This is a genomic window from Ewingella allii, from assembly GCF_044430645.1.
GTDB lineage: Bacteria > Pseudomonadota > Gammaproteobacteria > Enterobacterales > Enterobacteriaceae > Ewingella > Ewingella allii.
On record NZ_JAWUDN010000008.1, the window covers coordinates 1 to 23404 of the forward strand.

Consider the following 23404-nt stretch of genomic DNA (forward strand, 5'->3'; position numbering starts at 1 on the left):
GGAATAGCTCAGTTGGTAGAGCACGACCTTGCCAAGGTCGGGGTCGCGAGTTCGAGTCTCGTTTCCCGCTCCAAATTATCCACTTCATATCTAAGCCAGACACCACGCCACTTACAGGCGCGTTACGTCATCACTTTACATCCTTTGTAGTAACTTCTTTAACAGACTTATCCACAGATTTCGTTTGGTTTTCACACAGTGCGTTTTTGCACCGCTATTTCTTGTTAAAAAATAACCATCTGATTTATAACAGAATAAATATATGAAGAAACGTTATGACGATCACTTGCTCTTTTTTTTGCACTTGATTGGCAAAGCATTTTTATTTTTATGCACAGCTAAAAACTTCACAATATTACAATTCAAATCCCGCCTTATGCGTCGCGCGGTAAGCCTTTTTCCACCGCCCGAATCAGACGTTTCTTCTGCGAAGATTGCACCTCGACTTGGTTTTCACTCCGTTTTTGCAGCTGCTGCGCGATAGCCCACTCAATGTGCTCATCAAGCAGGCTATTTTCCCCTTGGCGAGATTGCAGGGCCAAAAGCACATTTTCTGCATAAGGCGCATTGCCCAGTGCCACTGAAATGTTGCGTAGCCAACGCAGATGGCCAATACGCCGAATCGGCGAGCCTTCGGTGATGCGCAGAAACTTCTCTTCATTCCAGGTGAACAGGGCGACCAGCTCCGGGGCATGCAGCGCGGCGCGCGGGCTAAAGTCATCTTCATCAGTCAGTTGCGAGTAGCGATTCCATGGGCAAATCAGCTGGCAGTCATCACAGCCGTAGATGCGGTTGCCCATCAGCGGGCGGAATTCTTCTGGAATGGCACCTTCTAGCTCGATAGTCAGGTAGGAAATGCAACGGCGGGCGTCGACGGTGTAGGGCGCGACAATCGCCTGCGTCGGGCAAATCGTCATGCAGGCCACGCAGCGCCCGCACTGTTCCTCCTGCGGTTTATCTACCGGCAGCGGCAAATCAATCAGCAGTTCGCCCAAGAAGAACCACGACCCGGCTTCACGATTCAATATAAGTGAGTGCTTACCAACCCAACCAAGCCCGGCTTTCTCCGCCAGCGGACGCTCCATGACGGGAGCAGAATCCACAAAAGGCCGAAACGAAATTTGTGTGCCATGCTGATTCAAGCCATCAACTGCCGCTGAATCAGCATGTTCCGTGCAATAGTCTTGGATTTTTTCGCCTAACTTCTTCAGACGTTGGCGCAAAACCTTGTGATAGTCGCGGCCAAGGGCATAGCGGCTGACATAGCCCAGCTCGGGGTTATTTAAGGTTTTGGCGAAGGCGGCTTTGGCGGGCAAATAGTTCATGCGCACGCTGATCACCCGCAGAGTGCCGGGCAAAAGCTCGTGCGGGCGGGCGCGCAGCATGCCGTGGCGAGCCATCCAATCCATTTCACCGTGGTATTGTTTATCCAGCCACGCTTGTAATTTCGGTTCTTCAGCCGATAAATCGGTATCGCAAATACCGACCTGCTGGAAGCCTAGAGATTGGCCCCACTGCTTGATAAGTTGGGACAGCTGAATGAGATCGAGAGGGAGTGTCATGACTAACCAAAGTGAAAAACGTAACGCGGCGAGTTTACCACATTCTGTCTTTTCCGCAGACTGGCTGCGGCAGGCCGAGTCTCAGGCTGCGCGGGAAACCGGTATCTCTTTGTTTACACTGATGCAACGCGCGGCGTCGGCGGCTTTTTCTCTGGCTCGCGCCGAGTTTCCTGCTGCCAGACACTGGCTGGTGCTCTGCGGGCATGGCAACAACGGCGGGGATGGCTATGAGATCGCTCGGCTTGCCAAGGCGGCGGGTTTACAGGTGACGCTGCTGGCGGTGGACGGCAAAAAGCCGCTGCCTGAAGAAGCTCAGATGGCGCAACGAGGTTGGCAGAAGGCGGGCGGGCACACGCTGAATGCTGAAGCCAGTTGGCCGGAAGATATTGATTTAATTATTGATGGCCTGCTGGGGACCGGGCTGTCGTCTGCCCCGCGCGCGCCCTATGACGGATTAATCGCCGCCATTAATCAGCACCCTGCGCCGGTGCTGGCGCTGGATATTCCCTCTGGCCTGAACGCCGCCACCGGCGCGGCAGAAGGGGAGACGGTGAATGCCAAGGTGACGATTTGCTTTATCGCCCTGAAGCCGGGCGTATTGACCGGCAAGGCGCGGGACCACGTTGGCAGGCTGCACTGTGATCCCCTCGGGCTGGAAAGCTGGCTGGGCGGCCATCCGCCGGTATTGCAGCTGCTCGACGCAAGCCAGCTGCCTGACTGGTTGCACCCTCGACGCCCCTGTTCGCACAAAGGCGATCACGGCCATTTGCTGGTGGTCGGCGGCGATATTGGCTTTGCCGGGGCCATAAGAATGGCTGCCGAAGCCGCGCTGCGCGCAGGTGCTGGTATGGTGCGAGTACTCACTCACAAACAGCATCTTGGCCCCTTGCTTACCGCCCGACCAGAGCTGATGGTGCAGGAGTTGAATGAAAAATCGCTGGCCGAAGGTCTGGAATGGGCCGACGTGGTGGTGCTCGGGCCGGGGTTGGGGCAGAACAGCTGGGGCAAAAATGCCTTCAAACAAGTGACGGAAAGCCAAAAAACCGCCTTGTTCGATGCTGATGCACTTAACTTACTGGCAATCACACCGCAGAAACGGCAAAATCGCGTGTTGACGCCTCATCCCGGCGAAGCCAGCCGTTTGCTCGGATGTTCAGTGAAAGAGATTGAAAGTGACCGCTTACTTGCTGCGCGTAAATTGTCAGAACGCTATGGCGGCGTTGTGGTCTTAAAAGGCGCGGGCAGTTTGATTTCCCAAGACGGCGGGCCATTGGCCTTGGCCGATGTCGGTAACGCGGGTATGGCGACCGGCGGGATGGGTGACGTGCTCTCCGGCATCATTGGCGGCCTGCTGGCACAAAAACTTTCTCTGTATACGGCAACCTGCGCGGGCACGGTGGTTCACGGTGCCGCCGCCGACAGACTGGCTCTTTCGCAAGGAACGCGCGGTATGCTGGCGACAGATCTTTTAACGGTAATTGCCCCGTTAGTTAATCCTGACTTAAAAAAATAGATATTACCTAATGAATCAATTATTTATCTCTCTGCCGGACGAAGCGGCGACGCTGAAATTAGGTGCTACCCTTGCCAATGCGTGCAAGGGTTCCACGGTTATTCACCTGTTTGGTGATTTAGGTGCCGGGAAAACCACCTTTAGCCGGGGGTTCCTGCAAGCCCTTGGTCATCATGGAAATGTTAAAAGCCCAACCTATACTTTGGTGGAGCCTTATCAGCTTGAGCCGATTGCGGTATACCATTTTGACTTGTATCGTCTGGCTGACCCGGAAGAACTCGAGTTTATGGGGATCCGCGATTACTTCGCGCAAGACGCAATTTGTTTGGTCGAGTGGCCGCAGCAGGGCGCTGGCGTTTTACCTGCCCCAGACATTGAATTAACCCTTGAATATCAGGGTGATCAGCGCAAAGCCACGATTAACGCAGTATCTGATTTAGGTCTGAGTTTATTGCATCTGGTACAACAGCAAGGATGAGCACGCGATGACTCAGAGCCTCAAAACATGCTTCCTCAAGACAACGCTTTTTTTAGCGTCATTAGCGCTTTTTGCTACCGTTTCCCTTTCGCCAGCCTTGGCCGCTGGCATGAAAAACATCAATGTGTCCAATGGGTCAACCCAATCGACCATTACCATCACCTTCGACGGTAAGCCTGATTACGCTTTTTTCCCACTACATAATCCAGAACGCGTGGTGATAGACGTTAAGCAAAGCGGCGTCATGAGAGGTCTGCCGCTGAATTTTAATGGGCAGAATCTGGTGAAGCGCGTGCGTTCGAGCAATGCACAGGACGCCCAGAGCCAGCGTTTAGTGTTTGAATTAACGCAAAAAGTTCGCACTAACGCCGTTACCCAGCAGAATCAGGTGGTGTTCACCATGACGGCGGCGGGAACGCCAACCAAGCGCGCGGCGCCTATTGATACTGTGACCTCGACGCCTTCGCCAAACAGAGCTCCGGCTCCGGCGAACAATGGCGCTAACCCGTTTGATGGCAACAAGCTGACGGCAGTCACCAGCGGCCCGGCATCCGATAATACGCCGACTCCGCGCACGCGCGGCACCACCAGTGATAATCAGGTGATTGTGGCGATTGACGCCGGACACGGCGGCCAAGATCCCGGCGCCATCGGCAGCAATGGCCTGAAAGAGAAAAACGTCACTATTGCCATTGCGCGCAAGCTTGAAGCCAAGCTCAATGCCGACCCGATGTTCAAACCGGCAATGACCCGCGATGGCGACTACTTCATTTCCGTCATGGGCCGTTCGGACGTGGCGCGTAAAAAAGGCGCTAACGTGCTGGTTTCTATTCACGCGGACGCCGCGCCGAACCGCAGCGCGACAGGGGCATCGGTCTGGGTGCTGTCTAACCGCCGCGCAAATAGCGAAATGGGTAACTGGCTGGAACAGCACGAGAAGCAGTCCGAGCTGTTAGGCGGCGCGGGTGACATGCTGGCAAACACCGCGGCTGACCCTTACTTAAGCCAAGCAGTGCTTGATTTACAATTCGGCCATTCGCAACGCGTGGGTTATGACGTCGCCTCTAAAGTCTTGCTCCAGCTGCGCCACGTCGGCAAGTTGCACAAAGCCAAGCCAGAGCACGCCAGCCTTGGCGTATTGCGCTCGCCGGATATTCCTTCCCTGCTGGTAGAAACCGGCTTTATCAGTAATGCGAATGAGGAGCGGCTGCTTGGAAGCAGCGCGTATCAGGATAAAATTGCTCAGGCCATCTATTCCGGCCTGCGTAATTACTTCCTGTCGCATCCGTTGCAATCCGGCCCAAAGGTCGAAAACCGACCGTTGCTGGCCTCAGCAACGGCGGTTGATTCAGGCAACAGGGCTGCTAACAGCTCGATGAGCCAGCCCGGCCCGGTTGAAGCCACGGCGGCATCGGCCGGGGCAACGCAGATTCACCAGGTTAAGCGCGGCGAAACCTTAACGGGCATCGCCAATCGCTACGGCACCACGCCGAAAGCCTTGAGTGATATGAACAAATTGAAGAAAGACGGTGTTTGGGTCGGGCAGCGGCTGAAAGTACCTGCCGGCACCAGGGCGGTTTCGCCAAACAGTACCAAAACCGCTGCCGTTAAGAAAAAAGCGGCAAAGCATAAAGTGACTCGCGGCGATACGCTATCCGCTATAGCATCCAAGTATGGTGTCAGCATGAATGACATCAAAACGGCGAATCACATGAAGTCCGGCGAAGTTCAGCTTGGCCAAACATTAACTATTCCGCAGTCATAACCCGGCCATGCGTCACGGGTTGTAACGTCGCTTACAGGAGCTGCCATGCCGATTCAGGTTCTTCCGCCGCAGTTAGCTAACCAGATTGCGGCTGGTGAAGTTGTTGAAAGACCGGCTTCGGTAGTGAAAGAGCTTGTCGAGAACAGTCTGGACGCGGGCGCTACCCGCATCGATATTGATATCGATCGCGGCGGTGCCAAGCTCATCCGCATTCGCGACAACGGCTGCGGCATTGGTAAAGATGAGTTGGCGCTGGCGTTGGCGCGCCACGCCACCAGTAAAATCAGCTGTCTGGATGACCTCGAAGCCATCATTAGTTTAGGTTTTCGCGGCGAAGCATTGGCCAGTATTAGCTCGGTATCGCGCCTGATGCTCACCTCGCGCACGGCAGCCCAGCCAGAAGCCTGGCAGGCCTATGCCGAAGGGCGCGATATGGCGGTGACGGTGAAACCTGCCGCGCACCCTCAAGGCTCGACGGTCGAAGTGCTCGACCTGTTTTACAACACGCCCGCCCGACGCAAGTTCATGCGCACGGAAAAAACCGAATTCACCCATATTGATGAAGTGGTGCGCCGCATCGCGCTGGCGCGTTTCGACGTCGCCATCAACCTGAGCCACAACGGCAAGCTGATACGTCAATATCGCGCCGTGACAGACCCGGCGCAATCTTCACGCCGTCTGGCAAGCATCTGCTCGCAGACCTTTGTCCAACACGCGCTGGAAGTGAAATGGGAACACGGCGATTTAGGCATTCGCGGCTGGGTTGCCGACCCGGCGGGCTCTCGCAGCCTGACTGACATGCAATATTGTTATGTGAATAACCGCATGATGAAGGATCGCCTGATAAATCACGCGATCCGCCAGGCGTATCAGGATCAGTTGAAAGACGATCAGCAGCCCGCTTACGTGCTCTATCTGGATGTCGATCCGCATCAGGTGGACGTCAACGTTCATCCCGCCAAGCATGAAGTGCGTTTCCACCAGTCGCGTCTGGTACATGACTTCATCTATCAGGCTGTGATGACGGTGTTGCAGCAGGCGGCCAAGCCAGAATTAGTCGCCCAGCCGAACGTAGACGAAGACGGCGTGGAAGATGAACTGCCGCGCTGGCAGCCGGAGAACCGGCAGGCGGCGGGGGGCAATCACTTCTCACAGCCAGCCGCCAAGCGTGATGCTGTGCCAAAAGCGCCTCGGGAGAATGTGTTCCCGGCCACGTCGCGAGTCAGCCAGCCGCGTGAGCAGCTATTTAAAGAAGACAAACCGACTTACAGCCCGCCGCAGGGCGAGGTGTACCAGCGTTTGTTGCAAACCACCGCCGAAGCCTTACACGCCAACGAACCTGCGCCAGCGGCTCAGCCTAAAGTATCGCATAATCAGCCCGCCGAGCCTGCACTGGAGTCCCATAGCCAAAGCTTTGGGCGCGTGCTGACCGTCTGCGCGCCGCAATATGCCTTGCTCGAACGGGGCAAGCAGTTGGCATTGTTATCACTGCCGGTTGCTGAACGCTGGTTAAAAAGGGCACAGCTGACGCCGACGGAAGAGGGCTTACGCCCACAACCACTGCTTATCCCCTTGAAGCTGCAAATAAATAAAGAAGAGAACGCCACCGTTGCTCGCTATCAGGCCCTGCTGCAGAAATTCGGCATAGAGATGGGGGTTGATCACCAGCGTGTGACCTTGCGCGCGGTACCTTTACCTTTACGCCAACAAAATTTACAAAAGTTGATACCTGACCTGTTAGGCTACCTTGCTGTTCAGCAGGAGGCGACTTCTGATGCGGTAGCCATGTGGTTTGCCCGCCATATTGGTAGCGATCATGAAGTCTGGACCATTGCTCAGGCCATACAATTACTCACGGATGTCGAGCGACTTTGCCCCCAATTGGTGAAATCACCTCCGTCCGGTCTCCTGCAACCTGTTGATTTACAGCCCGCCCTGGCGGCTTTTAAGCATGACTGACTTGAATATACATTCTGCACCCCCAGCTATCTTTATTATGGGGCCAACGGCTTCCGGCAAAACAGCGCTCGCGATGTCTTTACTCGAGCATCTTCCCGTCGAACTTATCAGCGTGGATTCCGCACTGATTTACCGGGGAATGAATGTCGGCACCGCGAAACCGACGGCGGAAGAACTGAGTCACGCGCCGCATCGATTAATCGATATTCTCGACCCGAGCGAAGCCTATTCTGCTGCTGATTTCCGCGCAGACGCTTTGCGCGAAATGGCCGAGATCACCGCGCGTAACAAAATTCCTCTGTTAGTGGGTGGGACCATGATGTATTTCAAAGCATTATTGGAGGGTTTATCGCCATTACCTCCGGCTGATGCTGACGTTCGGCAGCGCATTGAAGCGCAGGCGGCGGAGTCAGGTTGGGAGTCTTTACATGCGCAGTTACGCGAGATAGATCCGGTTGCCGCTTTGCGAATTCATCCGAATGATCCACAGAGACTGTCCAGAGCACTGGAAGTTTTTTTTATTTCGGGTAAAACTTTAACCGAACTGACTAAAATTTCGGGTGAAACGCTGCCTTATCACGTGCATCAATTTGCGATTGCCCCAACGCGTCGTGAACTGTTACATGAACGTATTGAACAGCGCTTTAGTCAGATGCTATTGAATGGTTTTGAAGACGAAGTCAGAACGCTGAAAGCTCGTGGCGATTTGCATACGGATTTGCCTTCCATTCGTTGTGTGGGGTATCGCCAGATGTGGTCATATCTTTCTGGTGAAACCGACTACGATGAAATGGTTTATCGTGGTGTTTGCGCGACACGACAGCTAGCCAAACGTCAGATGACTTGGTTGCGTGGCTGGGAGGGGGTTGAATGGCTGGACACAGAAAAGCCAGACGAAGCCTTAAGCCGTGTAATTCAGGTTGTTAGTGCATAGGTTGGGTGATTGTGTACAATTGATTAGTACTCAGCGCGCAAATTTTTGATGTGTTTTATTTTCGAGCCAATAGGCTCAAAGTTACGAACAACAAACTAATAAGGAAAAGATAGAATGGCTAAGGGGCAATCTTTGCAAGATCCGTTCCTGAACGCATTGCGTCGTGAACGTGTTCCGGTTTCTATTTATTTGGTGAATGGTATTAAGCTGCAAGGCCAGATTGAGTCTTTTGATCAGTTTGTCATTCTGTTAAAGAACACGGTAAGCCAGATGGTGTATAAACACGCTATCTCCACCGTGGTGCCTTCCCGCCCGGTTTCTCACCATAGTAATAATCCAAGCAGTGGTGGCGGCAGTAATTATCACCAAGGTAGTACTTCTTCTGCGCCGCAACAGCCGCAGCAGGACAGCGATGACGCTGAATAAGGCGCATAGCTGGTTGACCACGATGGGGCTCATAAGTCTTCCGATTACGCTTATGTGCCCCTGGCTGGCGGTTTTTCCCCAAATGAGAGGTCACAAGCTTGTTTGACCGTTATGAAGCCGGTGAGCAGGCCGTACTGGTTCATATCTATTTCTCGCGAGACAAAGACACGGAAGACCTGAGCGAATTCGAATCGCTGGTATCTTCTGCAGGTGTTGAGGCGTTACAAGTCGTCACAGGTAGCCGTAAGGCTCCACACCCTAAATACTTTGTCGGTGAAGGAAAGGCCCAAGAAATTGCAGACGCAGTTAAAGCAACTGGCGCGTCTGTTATCCTGTTTGATCATGCACTTACACCTGGCCAGGAGAGAAACCTGGAAGCACTGTGCGAATGTCGCGTGGTCGATCGTACCGGACTAATTTTAGATATTTTTGCCCAGCGTGCTCGAACCCATGAAGGTAAATTACAAGTAGAATTGGCGCAATTACGCCACATTGCTACCCGATTGGTTCGCGGTTGGACACACCTTGAGCGTCAAGGTGGCGGTATTGGTGCTCGTGGGCCGGGTGAAACCCAGCTCGAAACCGACCGTCGTTTATTACGCGACAGGATAACGCTTATCCTCAGCCGACTTGAGAAAGTCGCCAAGCAGCGTGAACAAGGCCGTCGGGCGCGTATTCGTGCCGATATCCCCACTGTTTCGCTCGTCGGTTATACCAACGCCGGCAAATCAACGCTGTTTAACCGTATTACTGAGGCCGACGTGTTTGTGGCCGATCAGTTGTTCGCCACGCTAGACCCGACAGTCCGACGCATTTCGGTCGCAGATGTCGGCGAAACAGTGCTGGCGGATACCGTAGGGTTTATTCGTCACCTGCCCCATGATTTAGTCGCCGCTTTTAAAGCGACATTGCAGGAAACCCGACAGGCAACTCTGCTAATGCATGTGATAGACGCAGCGGATATTCGTGTTGAGGAAAATATCGACGCGGTGAATACGGTGCTAGCAGAGATTGAAGCAGATGATATCCCTGTGCTGTTAGTGATGAATAAAATAGATATGTTGGATGACTTTGTCCCGCGTATCGACCGCAACGATGAGAATTTGCCGATCAGGGTCTGGCTTTCAGCCGTGACCGGTGAAGGTATCCCGTTGTTATTTCAGGCATTGACGGAGCGTCTTTCTGGTGAAATAGCGCAGCATGAATTGCGTTTACCACCGGAGGCAGGCCGCCTTCGTAGCCGTTTTTACCAGCTTCAGGCTATTGAAAAAGAATGGATTGAAGAGGATGGAAGTATCGGTCTTATGGTGCGAATGCCCATTGTTGACTGGAACCGCCTCTGCAAACAAGAACAGGCACTGAGTGGTTATGTCCGCAACCAGAACCTGTCTGATTTGGCCTGAAGAACACCAATCATAGAATAATGGAGCTATAACATGGCGTGGAATCAGCCCGGTAATAACGGACAGGACCGCGACCCCTGGGGCAGCAGCAACAATAGCGGCAACTCTGGTGGAAATAATTCTGGTGGTAATAACAACAAAGGTGGCCGCGAACAGGGCCCGCCTGACCTTGATGATATCTTCCGTAAACTCAGCAAAAAGCTGGGTGGTTTCGGTGGAAAAGGCTCGGGCAATGGCAATGGAACCGGCAATGGTTCTAGTCCGCAAAACAGCCTAAGCGGTCGTATTATCGGTATCGCCGTGGTGGCCGTGGTCGTTATCTGGGCCGCCAGCGGTTTCTACACGATTAAAGAAGCGGAGCGCGGCGTTGTGACGCGTTTCGGTAAGTTTAGCCATCTGGTCCAGCCTGGTCTGAACTGGAAACCAACCTTCATCGATCAGGTTCGTGCTGTTAACGTCGAATCCGTGCGTGAATTGGCGGCATCTGGCGTCATGCTGACCTCCGACGAGAACGTCGTGCGCGTCGAGATGAACGTTCAGTATCGCGTTACCGACCCAGAAGCTTACCTGTTCAGCGTAGCTAATGCTGACGACAGCCTGAGTCAGGCAACTGACAGTGCGCTGCGTGGCGTTATCGGTAAGTACACGATGGATAAAATCCTGACTGAAGGCCGTACCACGGTGCGTAGCGACACCCAACGCGTATTGGAAGAAACCATTCGTCCATACAAAATGGGTATTACGGTTCAGGACGTCAACTTCCAGACCGCGCGTCCACCGGAAGAAGTGAAAGCGGCTTTCGATAACGCCATCGCCGCCCGTGAGAAAGAGCAGCAGTCTATTCGTGAAGCAGAAGCCTACGCTAACCAGATCCAGCCTCAGGCAAACGGTGAAGCACAGCGTAAGCTGGAAGATGCTAAAGCCTATAAAGACCGTACGGTTCTGGAAGCACAGGGTGAAGTGGCTCGTTTCGCCAAGCTGCTGCCTGAATATAAAGCTGCGCCGGAAATTACCCGCGAGCGTCTTTATATCGAAACCATGCAGAACGTCCTTAGCCATACTCGTAAAATCTTGGTTAACGACAAGAGCAACAATCTGATGATGTTGCCTCTGGACCAAATTATGCGCGGCGGCAACGCAGCTGCATCAAAAGGAAGTGATCAGGGTGGGCTTCTGCCTCCTAGATCTTCAAGTTCACTGAACAGTGTGAACAGCAGTGCCAATAACAGCGGTTCCCGTTCGTCTGGCAGTGTCATGGACCAACGCCGTGCTGATGCACAGCGTGACGATACACTTCGCGTAGGGAGAGAATAACAATGCGTAAGTCATTTTTACTTATCGTCGTTGTGGTGCTGGTGGCGCTTTATGCTTCACTGTTTGTGGTTCAGGAAGGCGAGCGCGGTATCGTGCTGCGTTTCGGCAAGGTTCTTCGTGATAGCGAAAATAAACCTTTGGTTTATGAGCCAGGCCTGCACTTCAAAGTACCTTTTGTTGAGTCGGTGAAAACCCTCGACGCGCGTATCCAGACCATGGATAACCAGGCTGACCGTTTCGTGACCAGCGAGAAGAAAGACCTGATCGTTGACTCATATCTGAAATGGCGTATCAGTGATTTCAGCCGTTACTATCTGGCAACGGGCGGCGGCGACGTCTCTCAGGCAGAAGTGCTGTTGAAACGTAAACTGAGTGACCGTCTGCGTTCTGAAATCGGTCGTTTGGATGTTAAAGACATCGTGACTGACTCACGTGGCCGTCTGACGCTGGACGTTCGCGACGCGCTGAACAACGGTTCTGCTGAAGAAGTTGAAGCGACCACCGAAGCTGATGATGCGATTGCCTCAGTAGCTAAACGCGTTGAGCGTGAAACCAGCGGCGAACAGCCTGCGGTGAATCCAAACAGTATGGCAGCGTTGGGTATTCAGGTTATCGACGTGCGTTTGAAGCAAATTAACTTGCCACAGGAAGTGTCGAGCGCCATTTACGACCGTATGCGTGCTGAACGTAACGCGGTTGCATTGCGCCACATCTCCCAAGGTCTGGAAGAAGCTGAAAAACTGCGCGCAACGGCTGACTACGAGAGAACCCGTACCGTTGCCGAAGCTGAGCGTACTGCGCGTATCACTCGCGGTGAAGGTGATGCAGAAGCCGCTAAGCTGTTTGCTGATGCCTTCAGTCAGGATCCAGACTTCTACGCATTCATTCGTAGCCTGCGTGCTTACGAAGAGAGCTTCAGCAGCGGTAACGATGTCATGGTGATGAGCCCAGACAACGATTTCTTCCGCTTCATGAAGTCCCCAGATAAAACCAAGTAATCAGGTTTTGCTGATAATCAAAAGGCCCTTAACGGGGCCTTTTGTGTTATATGAGCCCGTCAATTCACAGAGAAAAGAGCAAAAATGAATTCGAGCATTTGGTTAGCGCTGGGGTTAGTTCTGGTTCTGGAAGGTTTAGGACCGATGCTTTACCCTAAAGGGTGGCGAAAAATGATTCAATCCATGACCCAGTTGCCTGACAGCGTTTTGCGCCGTTTTGGTGGCGCTCTTGTGGTTGCCGGCTTCGTTATTTACTACATGTTGCGGAATCAGGCCGGTGGCTAAAGATTTGTGACTAACCTGCGTCACTTTTGAATTTGGCGCGTAGCAGGAAATGGAAAAATTTCACGCAATCGTATACTAAAAGTGCTGGAAACCGCGGATTGAGATGTTAGAATCCTTTTTTAAGCAACCTGGTGATTCTTGAGATGGGTAAGAACGTCGTCGTACTCGGCACTCAATGGGGTGACGAAGGGAAGGGCAAGGTCGTCGACCTGCTGACCGAACGGGCTAAATATGTTGTGCGCTATCAGGGCGGTCACAACGCTGGTCATACTCTGGTTATTAACGGTGAAAAAACCGTTCTTCATTTAATTCCTTCTGGCATTTTGCGTGAAAACGTCACCAGCATCATCGGCAACGGTGTTGTACTGGCGCCTGACGCCTTAATGAAAGAAATGGGCCAGCTTGAAGCTCGTGGCATCCCTGTACGCGAACGTCTGTTACTGTCTGAAGCCTGCCCGCTGATCCTGCCTTACCATGTCGCTCTGGACATGGCGCGCGAAAAAGCGCGTGGCGATAAAGCTATCGGCACCACCGGTCGTGGTATCGGCCCTGCTTATGAAGATAAAGTTGCTCGTCGCGGTCTGCGCGTGGGTGATCTCTTCAACAAAGAAACTTTCGCCAGCAAGCTGAAAGAAATCATCGATTATCACAACTTCCAGTTAGTGAACTACTACAAAGTAGAAGCCGTTGATTACCAGAAGACTCTGGACGACGTGATGGCTATCGCTGACATCCTGACCGGAATGGTAGTTGACGTGTCTGAACTGCTGGATGGCGCGCGTAAGCGTGGCGACCTGATCATGTTCGAAGGCGCACAAGGCACCTTGCTGGACATCGACCACGGTACTTATCCATACGTGACCTCTTCTAACACCACGGCTGGCGGCGTTGCTACCGGTTCTGGTATTGGTCCACGTTACGTTGATTACGTTCTGGGTATCGTTAAAGCCTACTCCACTCGCGTAGGTGCAGGTCCGTTCCCTACTGAACTGTTCGATGAAACTGGCGAGTACCTGCGTAAGCAAGGTAACGAGTTTGGTGCAACCACTGGCCGTAGCCGTCGTTGTGGCTGGTTGGACATCGTTGCGGTACGCCGTGCTGTGCAGATCAACTCCCTGTCTGGCTTCTGCTTGACCAAGCTGGACGTGCTGGATGGCCTGAAAGAAGTCAAACTGTGCATCGGTTACCGTATGCCAGATGGCCGCGAAATGACTACCACCCCGCTGGCAGCAGAAGGCTGGGAAGGCATTGAGCCAATCTACGAAACCATGCCTGGCTGGACAGAAACCACCTTCGGCGTGAAGCAAGTAGACAAGCTGCCACAGGCGGCGCTGGACTACATCAAACGCATCGAAGAGTTGACTGAAGTGCCAATCGATATCATTTCGACTGGTCCGGATCGTAGCGAAACCATGATCCTGCGCGACCCGTTTGACGCATAACAGCCCGGCTGTTTGCTGCTAACGCCGCAATGAAATCCAAACCGGGCCTTGTGCCCGGTTTTGTTGTATAGAGTAAAGTTTTTCTTCCCGCCTATGCTTGTGTACTTCTCATAAACCATCCACTATCTAAATGATTAGCCGCGAACTTCATCGCTGGTTTATCATCAACACGCTAATTTAAATAATCTTCTTAACCCTGTTGTCATCGTCGAAAGAGAAAGAACGGGTAAACTACTACCCAGAGGTATGTGTGCAGTTAACGAGTTTTACTGATTATGGTTTGCGGGCACTGATTTACATGGCGGCACTGCCAGATGATCAGATGACCAATATTTCACAGGTCACCGAGGTTTATGGTGTATCGCGTAACCATATGGTGAAAATCATCAATCAGTTAAGCCGGGCTGGATTGGTCACAGCCGTGCGGGGTAAGAACGGTGGGATTAAGCTGGGTAAGCCAGCAGAAACTATCCTTATTGGCGACGTAGTGCGTGAGCTTGAACCTTTGACGCTGGTGAACTGCGCCCAAGATTTCTGCCACATCACGCCAGCGTGCCGACTTAAGCAGGTATTACACACTGCTGTAGAACATTTTCTTGATGAGCTGAATCAATATACTTTGGCTGACATGGTTAAAGACAATTCATCGCTCTACAAATTATTGCTTGTTGAATGAAAGAGTTTCAACAAACTGCTGATGACAACGGAGGAACCGCTATGTCACAAGATCCATTCCTGGAACGAGAAGCAGAGAAGTACGAATCACCTATTCCAAGTCGTGAATTTATTCTTGAACATCTCGCTAAACGTGAAACCCCTGCCAGCCGCGAAGAGCTTGGCAATGAACTGAATTTATCCGGCGAAGAAGCGCTGGAAGCACTGCGCCGCCGTCTGCGTGCCATGGAGCGTGATGGCCAGCTAGTCTTTACTCGCCGCCAGTGTTACGCACTGCCAGAGCGCCTGGACCTGCTGAAAGGCACGGTCATTGGCCACCGCGATGGTTACGGCTTCTTGCGCCTCGAAGGCGTGAAAAAGGACGACGTTTACCTCTCTGCCGAACAGATGAAAATGTGCATCCACGGCGACGTGGTGCTGGCGCAGCCTATCGGCACTGACCGTAAAGGTCGTCGCGAAGCCCGTATCGTGCGCGTGGTGGTACCGAAAACTAGCCAAATCGTTGGCCGCTACTTCACCGACGCCGGTGCAGGCTTTGTGGTGCCGGACGACAGCCGTTTAAGCTTCGATATCCTGATCCCAGCCGACGCCATTAACGGCGCGCGCATGGGCTATATGGTGGTGGTCGAGCTGACCCAGCGCCCAACGCGCCGCACCAAAGCCGTGGGGAAAATTGTTGAAGTGCTGGGCGACAAAATGGGCACCAGCATGGCAGTAGATATCGCGCTGCGTACTCATGAAATTCCTCACGTTTGGCCGCCGCAGGTGCTCAAGCAGGTTGAAGGCCTGAGCGAGCAGGTGCCGGAAGAGGCTAAAAAAGGCCGCGTCGATTTACGCAAATTGCCGCTGGTCACCATTGATGGGGAAGACGCCCGCGACTTCGATGACGCCGTATACTGCGAGAAAAAACGCGGTGGCGGTTGGCGTCTCTGGGTGGCTATCGCCGATGTCAGCTATTACGTGCGTCACGGCACCGCGCTGGACGACGAAGCCCGCAGCCGCGCGACCTCTGTCTACTTCCCGTCGCAGGTTGTGCCAATGCTGCCGGAAGTGCTGTCCAACGGCCTGTGCTCGCTCAACCCGCAGGTTGACCGTCTGTGTATGGTCTGCGAGATGACCATCTCCGCGCAGGGCAAGCTGACCGGCTCGAAATTCTATGAAGCGGTGATGAGCTCCCATGCTCGCCTGACCTACAACAAAGTCTGGCGCATCATCGACGGCGACGAAGAGCTGCGCGAGCAGTACAGCCCCCTGGTGAAACACCTGCAAGAGCTGCACACCATGTACAAAGTGCTGGATCAGGCGCGTGCAGAGCGTGGCGGTATTGCCTTCGAAACCGAAGAAGCCAAGTTTATCTTCAACGCCGAGCGCCGTATCGAGCGCGTCGAGCCGACCGTGCGTAACGATGCCCACAAACTGATCGAAGAGTGCATGATTTTGGCGAACATCGCCGCCGCGCGCTTTGTTGAGAAGCACAACGAGCCGGCGCTGTTCCGCGTCCACGACCGTCCAAGCGACGACCACATCTCCGCGCTGAAAAGCGTGCTGGGTGAGTTAGGCCTGGTGATGGGCGGCGGCATGAAGCCTGAGCCGAAAGATTACGCGCAAATCATGGATGAGCTGGCGGATCGCCCTGACCGCGAAATGCTGCAAACCATGCTGCTGCGTTCAATGAAGCAGGCGATTTATGATCCGGAAAACCGCGGTCACTTCGGTCTGGCGCTGCAATCTTATGGTCATTTCACGTCGCCAATTCGTCGCTACCCTGACCTGGCGCTGCACCGTGCGATTAAGTACCTGCTGGCGAAAGAGCACGGCACGCTGAAAGAGCGCTGGACGCCAACCGGCGGCTGGCACAGTGATTACGAAGACATGCTGCAACTGGGCGAGCACTGCTCAATGGCCGAGCGCCGCGCTGATGAAGCAACGCGTAACGTGGCCGATTGGCTGAAGTGTGACTTCATGCAAGACCACGTGGGCGAAGTGTTTAACGGCATTATCGCCAGCGTCACCGGCTTCGGCTTCTTCGTGCGCCTCAACGACCTGTTCATCGATGGGCTGGTGCACGTCTCCACGCTGGATAATGACTATTACCGTTACGACAACATCGGTCAGCGTTTGATTGGTGAGTCCTCCGGCATGGTTTATCGCTTGGGCGATACCGTCGAAATCCGCGTTGAAGCTGTGCACATGGACGAGCGCAAAATCGACTTTGCTCTGGTGTCCAGCACGCGCAAACCGCGTGGTGAAGGTAAAACTGCCCGCGATCGTGCGAAGACGCCGGGTGAACGCGCCATGCGCCCAACCGGCCCGGCCAACGGCGGTCGCCGCCGCACGGGCAAGAAAGGGGTGAACTTTGAGCCGGACAGCGCTTTCCGTAAAGAAGACGGCAAGCCAGCCAAACCCGCGCGTTCGAAAAAAGCCGCGAAAGATGCCGCTGTAGCCCCTGTAGATAAAGGGGCTGTTAAAGGGGCGACGGGCAAAGACGGTAAGCCGAAGAAGACCAAAAAGCCTTCTGACAAAACGCAGAAAATTGCCGCCGCCACTAAAGCCAAGCGTGCAAAGAAAAAGCAGTCTGACAGCTAGCCGGACGGGTGATAGAATCGCCCGCAACCTTGTTTAATGTTTAATTGCGGACAGCATGCTGTCCGCAAGTCTATTTTAAAGAGCATCATGAGCGAAATTATCTACGGTATTCACTCCGTTAAAGCCTTACTCGACAACGATCCGCAGCGCTTTCTGGAAGTTTTTATCCTGAAAGGCCGTGACGACAAACGCCTGAAACCCTTGATCGATGAGCTGGAAGCCAGCGGCATTGTGATTCAGGTGGCAAACCGTCAATGGCTGGATGAGAAGTCCGAAGGTGCGGTGCATCAGGGCATTATCGCCCGCGTGCGCGAAGGGCGTCAGTATCAGGAGAATGATCTTCCTGCGCTGCTTGAAAGCCTCGACAGCCCATTCCTGCTGGTGCTGGACGGCGTGACTGACCCGCATAACCTGGGTGCTTGCCTGCGTACGGCTGACGCGGCGGGCGTTCACGCGGTGATTGTTCCTCGTGACCGTTCTGCCAAGCTAAACGCCACGGCGAAGAAAGTCGCCAGCGGCGCAGCAGAGAACGTGCCGTTAATCAACGTGACCAACCTGGCGCGCACCCTGCGCGTGTTGCAGGAGCACAATGTCTGGATCGTCGGCACCGCCGGTGAAGCCGACCACAACCTGTATCAGAGCAAAATGACCGGCCCAATGGCGCTGGTGATGGGTGCCGAAGGCGAAGGTATGCGCCGCCTGACTCGCGAACACTGCGACGAGCTGATCAGCATCCCAATGGCCGGTTCTGTCTCTTCTCTAAACGTATCAGTGGCGACTGGCGTCTGCTTGTTCGAAGCTGTGCGCCAGCGCGCGCTTAAAGCCTAATCTTTCGGATTAAGTCTTTGATAATTAAACGGGAGCCAACAGGCTCCCGTTTTGCATTCCTGCCTTTGTGATCTACCCGCCGGTTAATTCCCCGATTTTTACCATACTTGATCCCATCACGACGTGGCCCTTTTACAGTCATGGAGAACATTATGGACTGGCAAACCCATCGAGTTTTTAATCAGCCGAAGCCTCTCAGCAACAGCAATTTATTCCTTTCTGACTCTCCTCTGCGCGAAGCGGTAAGCCGACACCATGCCGGCTGGGACGCCGACGTGCTGGCCTCCCTTGGTCAACAGCTGGGTTCGGCCGAGTCGCTGGAGCTGGGGCGACTGGCCAATGTTAACCCGCCCGAGCTTTTGCGCTATGACCCGACCGGCGAGCGGCTGGACGAGGTGCGCTTTCACCCCGCGTGGCACCTGCTAATGCAGGGATTGATTGCCAATCGCGTGCATAACCTGCCGTGGGAGGATGAGGCGCGGATTGGCTCCTCGGTGGCGCGCGCGGCGCGTTTTCTGCTTCACGCGCAGGTGGAGGCGGGCACGCTCTGCCCGATAACCATGACCTTTGGCGCGATCCCGCTGCTCAAGAAAACCCTGCCCGCCGAGTTCAAGCAGTGGCTCACGCCGCTGCTTTCTGACCGCTATGACCCTCATTTGCTGCCCGGCGACCAGAAGAAGGGCGTGCTGATTGGCATGGGAATGACCGAAAAGCAGGGCGGCTCGGACGTGCTGAGCAACACCACTAAGGCGACGCCGCTGGCCTCGCGCGGCCCCGGCGAGGCGTATCGGCTGGTCGGGCATAAGTGGTTTTTCTCCGTGCCGCAGAGTGATGCTCACTTGGTGCTGGCCCAAGCCGACGGCGGGCTGTCGTGCTTCTTCCTGCCCCGCGTCTTGCCCGACGGGCAGCGCAACGCGGTGCGCATCGAGCGCCTGAAAGACAAGCTGGGCAATCGCTCCAACGCCAGCAGCGAGGTGGAGTTCCAAAACGCCACCGGCTGGCTGCTGGGGGAGGAGGGGGACGGCGTTCGCCATATCCTCAAGATGGGCGGCCAGACGCGCTTTGACTGCGCCTTGGGCAGCCACGGCATGATGCGCCGGGCGCTTTCTGTTTCGCTTTACCACGTGTTCCAGCGGCAGGCGTTCGGTAAGTCGCTGGTGGATCAGCCGATGATGCGCCAAGTGGTGAGCCGCATGGCGCTGCGCCTTGAAGGGCAAACCCAAATTTTGCTGCGGCTGGCCGCTGCCAGCGGCGCGGCGGAGAGTGTTAGCGAGCAGGTGCTGTATCGCCTGCTGACGCCTGCGGCCAAGTTTGAAGTATGCCGACAGGGTATGCCTTTTGTGGCCGAAGCCATGGAGACGCTGGGCGGGGTGGGGTATTGCGAAGAGAACGAGCTGCCGCGTCTGTATCGCGAGATGCCGGTCAACAGCATTTGGGAAGGCTCGGGCAATATCATGTGCCTTGACGTACTGAGAACCCTGAAGAAAGTGCCCGACAGCGGCGAGCTGGTGCAGCAGTTTTTACATCACTCTCGCGGGCAGAATCGCTGGTTTGACCGCGCCGCGCGACAGTTGCTGCAAAGGCTGCGTTCTCCCGATGAAGCGCAGGCGCGCTGGCTGACTTCACAGCTATTTAATCTGTTTACTGCCGCGCAGATGTTGGAGTTTTCCTCGCCGCCGATTGCCGATGCCTGGTGCCAAATGACCTTAGACGAGCGCGGCGAAAGCCTGCTTTCAGAGCGCCTGTGCCAGCAGTTGCTTAACCGCGCCATAGGGGCGGAGTAGCGTTTAGCGGTACAGAATAGCCTGTGAATACCAGCGACCCGGCACGATGGTTTCGCTGTTAAACATGATCACATAGTAACGCGCGCCTTGGGCATCTGCCTTGCGCTGCACGGCGGCTTCGGCGTCCATCGGGCTGCCGATCACTTCCACCGTAATGCTGCCCATTTTGGTCAGGGTGGACGTTTGCGCGCGGGTGATTTCCTGCGCCTTGGCCGTGGGGGCCGGTGGCGGAACCGGCGTGGTTTGCGTCAGGCTGCTACAGCCGCCGAGGGCGACAACAAAAAACAGGGCAATCAGGGAAGGCGTTTTCATGGGAGTGTCCAAAATATCGGCGATAGCCTCAGTGTAGCGCTTCGCCGAGGAGTCTGGCGAGAGGCGCTACGTCACCCCTCGCCAGAGATCGCACTTTTAGGAACTTATTTTGAACAGGCTGACAACGCGCGACAGGTGCTCACCCTGCTCGCTGAGCGACTCGGTGGTCTGGTGGGAATGCTCAACCAACATGGCGTTCTCCTGCGTGGCTTTGCCAATCTGCATAATCGCCACATTGACTTGGGAAATGCCCGCCGACTGCTCGTGAGAAGCCACGTCAATGTCATGCATCAGGGCGCTCACTTGACGAATGCCCCGCAAGATATCGCTCATGGTGGCCTGCGTTTTACGCGCGCTGTGCTGGCCGTCGTCGACCTTCTGCAAAGAGTCGTTGACCAGCGTCTCAATCTCTTTCACCGCATTGGAGCTGCGCTGCGCCAGAGCGCGGACTTCGGCGGCGACCACGGCAAACCCGCGACCCTGTTCGCCCGCGCGGGCGGCTTCTACGGCGGCGTTCAGCGCCAGAATATTGGTCTGGAAGGCGATGCTCTCGATGACCGTAGTGATATCCGCAATGCGCTTCGACGAGTGCTCGATGGCCGCCATGCTCTCTGCGGACTGCCTGACGGCATCTTCGCCCGCCGTGGCGGCCTCTGCCGTCTGCTGCACCAGCCGTGCCGCCTGAGAGGCGTTGTCGGCGTTGTGCTGCACATTGCCGGTGATCTGCTCCATGCTGGCCGAGGTTTCTTCCAAACTGCTGGCCTGCGTGCCAATCTGCTGGGTTATCTTGCCGCCGTTGGAAGCCAGACTTTGGGTGCTTTCGCTGACTTCCACCGAAACTTGGCGAACCTCCGCGACGATTTTCTCCAGCCCGTTGCCAATGCCGTCGATGGCATTCATCAGCGCGCCAATTTCATCAATCCGCTGAGTCTGCGCTCGGGCCAGCAAGTTACCACTGGCGTACTGCTCGGCGATTTTCACCACCTGATTCAACGGCTGGCTGACCATTCTTTTGGTTAGCCAGACAAACAGCACGGCAAAGGCGGCGAGGGCCAGCAGGCTGATGACAATGAACTGGTTGCGAGTCTGATCCACCTTTTCAACCAGACTGTCTCTGTCGGTGGTGCCTGCCACAATCCAATGCCATTCGGGGATGCTGGTGTACACCATGAATTGTGAACGATGGGTTTCGGTGTCGATATACTCCTGCTCGCCGTGCTGCTGGCTTATCACTTTCTGCAGCATGCCTTCCGGCCACGCTGGGCGCTGGCCTTCGCGATGCGCATCAATGAGATAGTTACCCAGATTTTTCCCTTCGGCGCTGTTCAGCGCGAAGAATTCTCCTTTGGCGCCAATGCGTTTAGCCAAAATCTTACTGCGCATATCGGCAAATTGTTTAGTGATATCCACCCCGACAAACAGAATGCCGATCACGCCACCCTGTGCATCGCGCACCGGCTGATACTTGGTGATGTATTGCTTGCCGAACAGCGTTGCCAGCCCGCTAAAGGACTGGCCCGCCATGATTTGCCGATATGCCGGGGCTGTCGGGTCAAGCTGCGTGCCCATGGCGCGACTGCCGTCCTGCTTTTTAAGCGAGGTGGTGATGCGAATGAAGTCATTGCCGCGCCGGGCGAAAATGGTGGAAATCGCGCCAGTGCGTTCGAGGAAATCGTCAGGTAACTGCGTATTCAGGTTGAGCACCTGACCGCCAGCCTTTAGCGTGGGTGCCAGCTGGTCGCCCACTTTCAGAGGGTTTTGGCTATCAAGTTCAAAGTCGGATGGCAGGAATCGGCTGAAAAGGCGGGTATAACTGTCGACCTGCGCATTCAAACTATTGTTATAAATTTCAATCATATCGGCCACGCCAGTGACCTGTTCATTGATCGCCTGTATCGCCAGCGTGTTGATCTGCTTACCTGCCGATTGGGCCAGAGAAAGGGTGATAATGATAAATAGGATCCCTACCAGTGCCGAAGCGCAGCTGGCGAGCTTTGCGCCAATACTCCAACTGCGAAAAAAGAAAGGCTTAGCCGTTTTCATAGTCATTTCCGTTTATTTTTTGAATAGCGCAGTAACGGCTAAAGCTGGGAAATGATTAGTTCCATAATGTAAGCATTTGTTTCACTAAATTTTGATCTAAATCATGGAAATTTATATTTAACTTAGTTTGTCATTTTATTCTTGGTTATAAATCATGCCAAAAAGCCAGTGGTAGCTTTTGTTGAGGCAGCTAAAATAGAGGCCTTGCGAGGGTTTTCGCCTTATCGCCATTATTTAAGGGAGTGAATCAGATGGTTGAGATGTATCAAGAGGAGGTAGAAGGCATTCAGCTGATCCACGCCGTTCCTTCCGGTCAGTACCATGCGCAGCTGCCCACCATTTTCTTCTATCACGGTTTCCTCTCTTCAAAAGAAATTTACTCCTACTTTGGCTACACGCTGGCGAAAGCGGGGTATCGCGTGATTTTGCCGGATGCCCTGCTGCACGGTGCGCGCGCCGATGGCGATGAGCCGAAGCGTCTCGCCAGTTTCTGGCGCATTCTGCAAAATAATGTTGATGAGCTTGAGACGCTGAAGGATTCGTTTGTCGCCCGCGGCCTGGCGGATGCCGAGCGTTTGGCGGTAGGTGGCGTGTCGATGGGCGGCATGACCACGCTGGCGTCGCTGGTGCGCTTCCCTTGGGTGAAAGTGGCGGCGTGCCTGATGGGCTCTGGCTACTTCTCGACGTTATCTGCCACGCTCTATCCCAATTATCAGCAGGAAGATGCCGAGCAGCTTGAGGCTTTCCGCCAGCATCACGCGCCGCTCCTGAGTTGGGACGTCAGTGACAAAGTGGCACAGATAGCGGATAGACCTCTGTTTATCTGGCACGGCGAGCAAGATGACGTGGTGCCCTTTGCCGACAGCCTGCGCCTGCGCCAAGACATTATTGCCTGCGGACACGCATCGAACCTGATCTTTGTTGCCGAGCCTGCCGCCACGCATAAAGTCAGCGTTTATGCCCTCAATGAGACGGTTGCCTTCTTCGAGCGCCAGCTTTAATGCCCGTATTTTCAAAGGCTGAGAATTAATCAGCCTTATTCCTTGAGTTTCCCGCTGGCTGTACATATAATTGCGCGTCATTTTTTCGACCGCACA

The 23404-nt window shown here is 54.5% G+C and carries 19 protein-coding genes; 16 read left to right on the forward strand and 3 right to left on the reverse strand.

Going from position 1 to position 23404, the window contains the following annotated elements; genetic code table 11:
- Positions 1-374: 374 nt before the first annotated feature.
- Positions 375-1562 (reverse strand): tRNA epoxyqueuosine(34) reductase QueG, encoded by a 1188-nt coding sequence (gene queG / locus SBO83_RS16375; RefSeq protein ID WP_396132270.1) that lies wholly within the window; start codon positions 1560-1562, stop codon positions 375-377.
- Between queG and nnr the strand changes: the two genes are divergently transcribed.
- The 15 genes from nnr (at position 1561) to SBO83_RS16450 (ending at position 19952) form a co-directional block, all read left to right on the forward strand.
- On the forward strand, positions 1561-3075 hold the full coding sequence (gene nnr, locus SBO83_RS16380) for a bifunctional ADP-dependent NAD(P)H-hydrate dehydratase/NAD(P)H-hydrate epimerase (protein WP_396132271.1): 1515 nt from the start codon (positions 1561-1563) through the stop codon (positions 3073-3075). The genes queG and nnr overlap by 2 nt on opposite strands.
- Positions 3076-3085: 10 nt before the next feature.
- Complete coding sequence (tsaE, locus tag SBO83_RS16385; RefSeq protein ID WP_353500639.1) at positions 3086-3553, forward strand: tRNA (adenosine(37)-N6)-threonylcarbamoyltransferase complex ATPase subunit type 1 TsaE; 468 nt, start codon at positions 3086-3088, stop codon at positions 3551-3553.
- Positions 3554-3560: 7 nt separating this feature from the next.
- On the forward strand, positions 3561-5318 hold the full coding sequence (gene amiB / locus SBO83_RS16390) for an N-acetylmuramoyl-L-alanine amidase AmiB (protein WP_396132272.1): 1758 nt from the start codon (positions 3561-3563) through the stop codon (positions 5316-5318).
- Between the two features lie 45 nt (positions 5319-5363).
- Positions 5364-7277, forward strand: coding sequence for a DNA mismatch repair endonuclease MutL (gene mutL / locus SBO83_RS16395; protein WP_396132273.1), 1914 nt, complete (start codon positions 5364-5366; stop codon positions 7275-7277).
- Positions 7270-8211, forward strand: coding sequence for a tRNA (adenosine(37)-N6)-dimethylallyltransferase MiaA (miaA, locus tag SBO83_RS16400; RefSeq protein ID WP_396132274.1), 942 nt, complete (start codon positions 7270-7272; stop codon positions 8209-8211). Before mutL ends, miaA begins: the two co-directional genes overlap by 8 nt.
- 114 nt (positions 8212-8325) lie before the next feature.
- Positions 8326-8637 (forward strand): RNA chaperone Hfq, encoded by a 312-nt coding sequence (hfq, locus tag SBO83_RS16405; RefSeq protein ID WP_034795158.1) that lies wholly within the window; start codon positions 8326-8328, stop codon positions 8635-8637.
- A 98-nt stretch (positions 8638-8735) separates the two neighbouring features.
- Complete coding sequence (gene hflX / locus SBO83_RS16410; protein WP_034795161.1) at positions 8736-10040, forward strand: ribosome rescue GTPase HflX; 1305 nt, start codon at positions 8736-8738, stop codon at positions 10038-10040.
- Between the two features lie 33 nt (positions 10041-10073).
- Positions 10074-11354, forward strand: coding sequence for an FtsH protease activity modulator HflK (gene hflK, locus SBO83_RS16415; RefSeq protein ID WP_353500642.1), 1281 nt, complete (start codon positions 10074-10076; stop codon positions 11352-11354).
- A gap of 2 nt (positions 11355-11356) precedes the next feature.
- Positions 11357-12352 carry a protease modulator HflC gene (hflC, locus tag SBO83_RS16420; RefSeq protein ID WP_353500643.1) on the forward strand — a complete coding sequence of 332 codons (996 nt, stop codon included), beginning with the start codon at positions 11357-11359 and terminating at the stop codon, positions 12350-12352.
- Between the two features lie 84 nt (positions 12353-12436).
- Positions 12437-12637: a DUF2065 domain-containing protein gene (locus SBO83_RS16425; protein ID WP_353500644.1), complete on the forward strand. Its 201-nt coding sequence runs from the start codon at positions 12437-12439 to the stop codon at positions 12635-12637.
- Between the two features lie 143 nt (positions 12638-12780).
- Positions 12781-14079: an adenylosuccinate synthase gene (locus SBO83_RS16430; protein WP_396132275.1), complete on the forward strand. Its 1299-nt coding sequence runs from the start codon at positions 12781-12783 to the stop codon at positions 14077-14079.
- Positions 14080-14329: 250 nt separating this feature from the next.
- Positions 14330-14755, forward strand: coding sequence for a nitric oxide-sensing transcriptional repressor NsrR (gene nsrR / locus SBO83_RS16435; protein WP_034795174.1), 426 nt, complete (start codon positions 14330-14332; stop codon positions 14753-14755).
- A 41-nt stretch (positions 14756-14796) separates the two neighbouring features.
- Positions 14797-17340 (forward strand): ribonuclease R, encoded by a 2544-nt coding sequence (rnr, locus tag SBO83_RS16440; protein ID WP_396132276.1) that lies wholly within the window; start codon positions 14797-14799, stop codon positions 17338-17340.
- Between the two features lie 87 nt (positions 17341-17427).
- Positions 17428-18168, forward strand: coding sequence for a 23S rRNA (guanosine(2251)-2'-O)-methyltransferase RlmB (gene rlmB, locus SBO83_RS16445; RefSeq protein ID WP_034795179.1), 741 nt, complete (start codon positions 17428-17430; stop codon positions 18166-18168).
- A 152-nt stretch (positions 18169-18320) separates the two neighbouring features.
- Entirely contained in the window at positions 18321-19952 is a 1632-nt protein-coding gene (locus tag SBO83_RS16450; protein ID WP_396132277.1) for an isovaleryl-CoA dehydrogenase, read from the forward strand.
- A gap of 3 nt (positions 19953-19955) precedes the next feature.
- Here SBO83_RS16450 and bsmA read toward each other — a convergent pair whose 3' ends face one another.
- Both bsmA and SBO83_RS16460 read right to left on the reverse strand, forming a co-directional pair.
- Positions 19956-20264: a biofilm peroxide resistance protein BsmA gene (gene bsmA / locus SBO83_RS16455; RefSeq protein ID WP_396132278.1), complete on the reverse strand. Its 309-nt coding sequence runs from the start codon at positions 20262-20264 to the stop codon at positions 19956-19958.
- Between the two features lie 96 nt (positions 20265-20360).
- A complete protein-coding gene (locus SBO83_RS16460; protein WP_396132279.1) occupies positions 20361-22307 on the reverse strand; it encodes a Cache 3/Cache 2 fusion domain-containing protein in 1947 nt (648 codons plus the stop codon).
- A 251-nt stretch (positions 22308-22558) separates the two neighbouring features.
- Between SBO83_RS16460 and yjfP the strand changes: the two genes are divergently transcribed.
- On the forward strand, positions 22559-23308 hold the full coding sequence (gene yjfP / locus SBO83_RS16465) for an esterase (protein ID WP_396132280.1): 750 nt from the start codon (positions 22559-22561) through the stop codon (positions 23306-23308).
- Positions 23309-23404 lie beyond the last annotated feature (96 nt).

Excerpts from the sequence above, each read along its gene's own strand:
- rnr (WP_396132276.1), top strand. The coding sequence starts at position 14,797 with ATGTCACAAGATCCATTCCTGGAACGAGAAGCAGAGAAGTACGAATCA.
- tsaE (WP_353500639.1), top strand. The coding sequence starts at position 3,086 with ATGAATCAATTATTTATCTCTCTGCCGGACGAAGCGGCGACGCTGAAA.
- amiB (WP_396132272.1), top strand. The coding sequence starts at position 3,561 with ATGACTCAGAGCCTCAAAACATGCTTCCTCAAGACAACGCTTTTTTTA.
- SBO83_RS16450 (WP_396132277.1), top strand. The coding sequence starts at position 18,321 with ATGGACTGGCAAACCCATCGAGTTTTTAATCAGCCGAAGCCTCTCAGC.
- miaA (WP_396132274.1), top strand. The coding sequence starts at position 7,270 with ATGACTGACTTGAATATACATTCTGCACCCCCAGCTATCTTTATTATG.
- hfq (WP_034795158.1), top strand. The coding sequence starts at position 8,326 with ATGGCTAAGGGGCAATCTTTGCAAGATCCGTTCCTGAACGCATTGCGT.
- yjfP (WP_396132280.1), top strand. The coding sequence starts at position 22,559 with ATGGTTGAGATGTATCAAGAGGAGGTAGAAGGCATTCAGCTGATCCAC.
- SBO83_RS16425 (WP_353500644.1), top strand. The coding sequence starts at position 12,437 with ATGAATTCGAGCATTTGGTTAGCGCTGGGGTTAGTTCTGGTTCTGGAA.
- bsmA (WP_396132278.1), bottom strand. The coding sequence starts at position 20,264 with ATGAAAACGCCTTCCCTGATTGCCCTGTTTTTTGTTGTCGCCCTCGGC.
- hflK (WP_353500642.1), top strand. The coding sequence starts at position 10,074 with ATGGCGTGGAATCAGCCCGGTAATAACGGACAGGACCGCGACCCCTGG.
- rlmB (WP_034795179.1), top strand. The coding sequence starts at position 17,428 with ATGAGCGAAATTATCTACGGTATTCACTCCGTTAAAGCCTTACTCGAC.
- nnr (WP_396132271.1), top strand. The coding sequence starts at position 1,561 with ATGACTAACCAAAGTGAAAAACGTAACGCGGCGAGTTTACCACATTCT.
- SBO83_RS16460 (WP_396132279.1), bottom strand. The coding sequence starts at position 22,307 with ATGAAAACGGCTAAGCCTTTCTTTTTTCGCAGTTGGAGTATTGGCGCA.
- SBO83_RS16430 (WP_396132275.1), top strand. The coding sequence starts at position 12,781 with ATGGGTAAGAACGTCGTCGTACTCGGCACTCAATGGGGTGACGAAGGG.
- queG (WP_396132270.1), bottom strand. The coding sequence starts at position 1,562 with ATGACACTCCCTCTCGATCTCATTCAGCTGTCCCAACTTATCAAGCAG.
- mutL (WP_396132273.1), top strand. The coding sequence starts at position 5,364 with ATGCCGATTCAGGTTCTTCCGCCGCAGTTAGCTAACCAGATTGCGGCT.
- hflC (WP_353500643.1), top strand. The coding sequence starts at position 11,357 with ATGCGTAAGTCATTTTTACTTATCGTCGTTGTGGTGCTGGTGGCGCTT.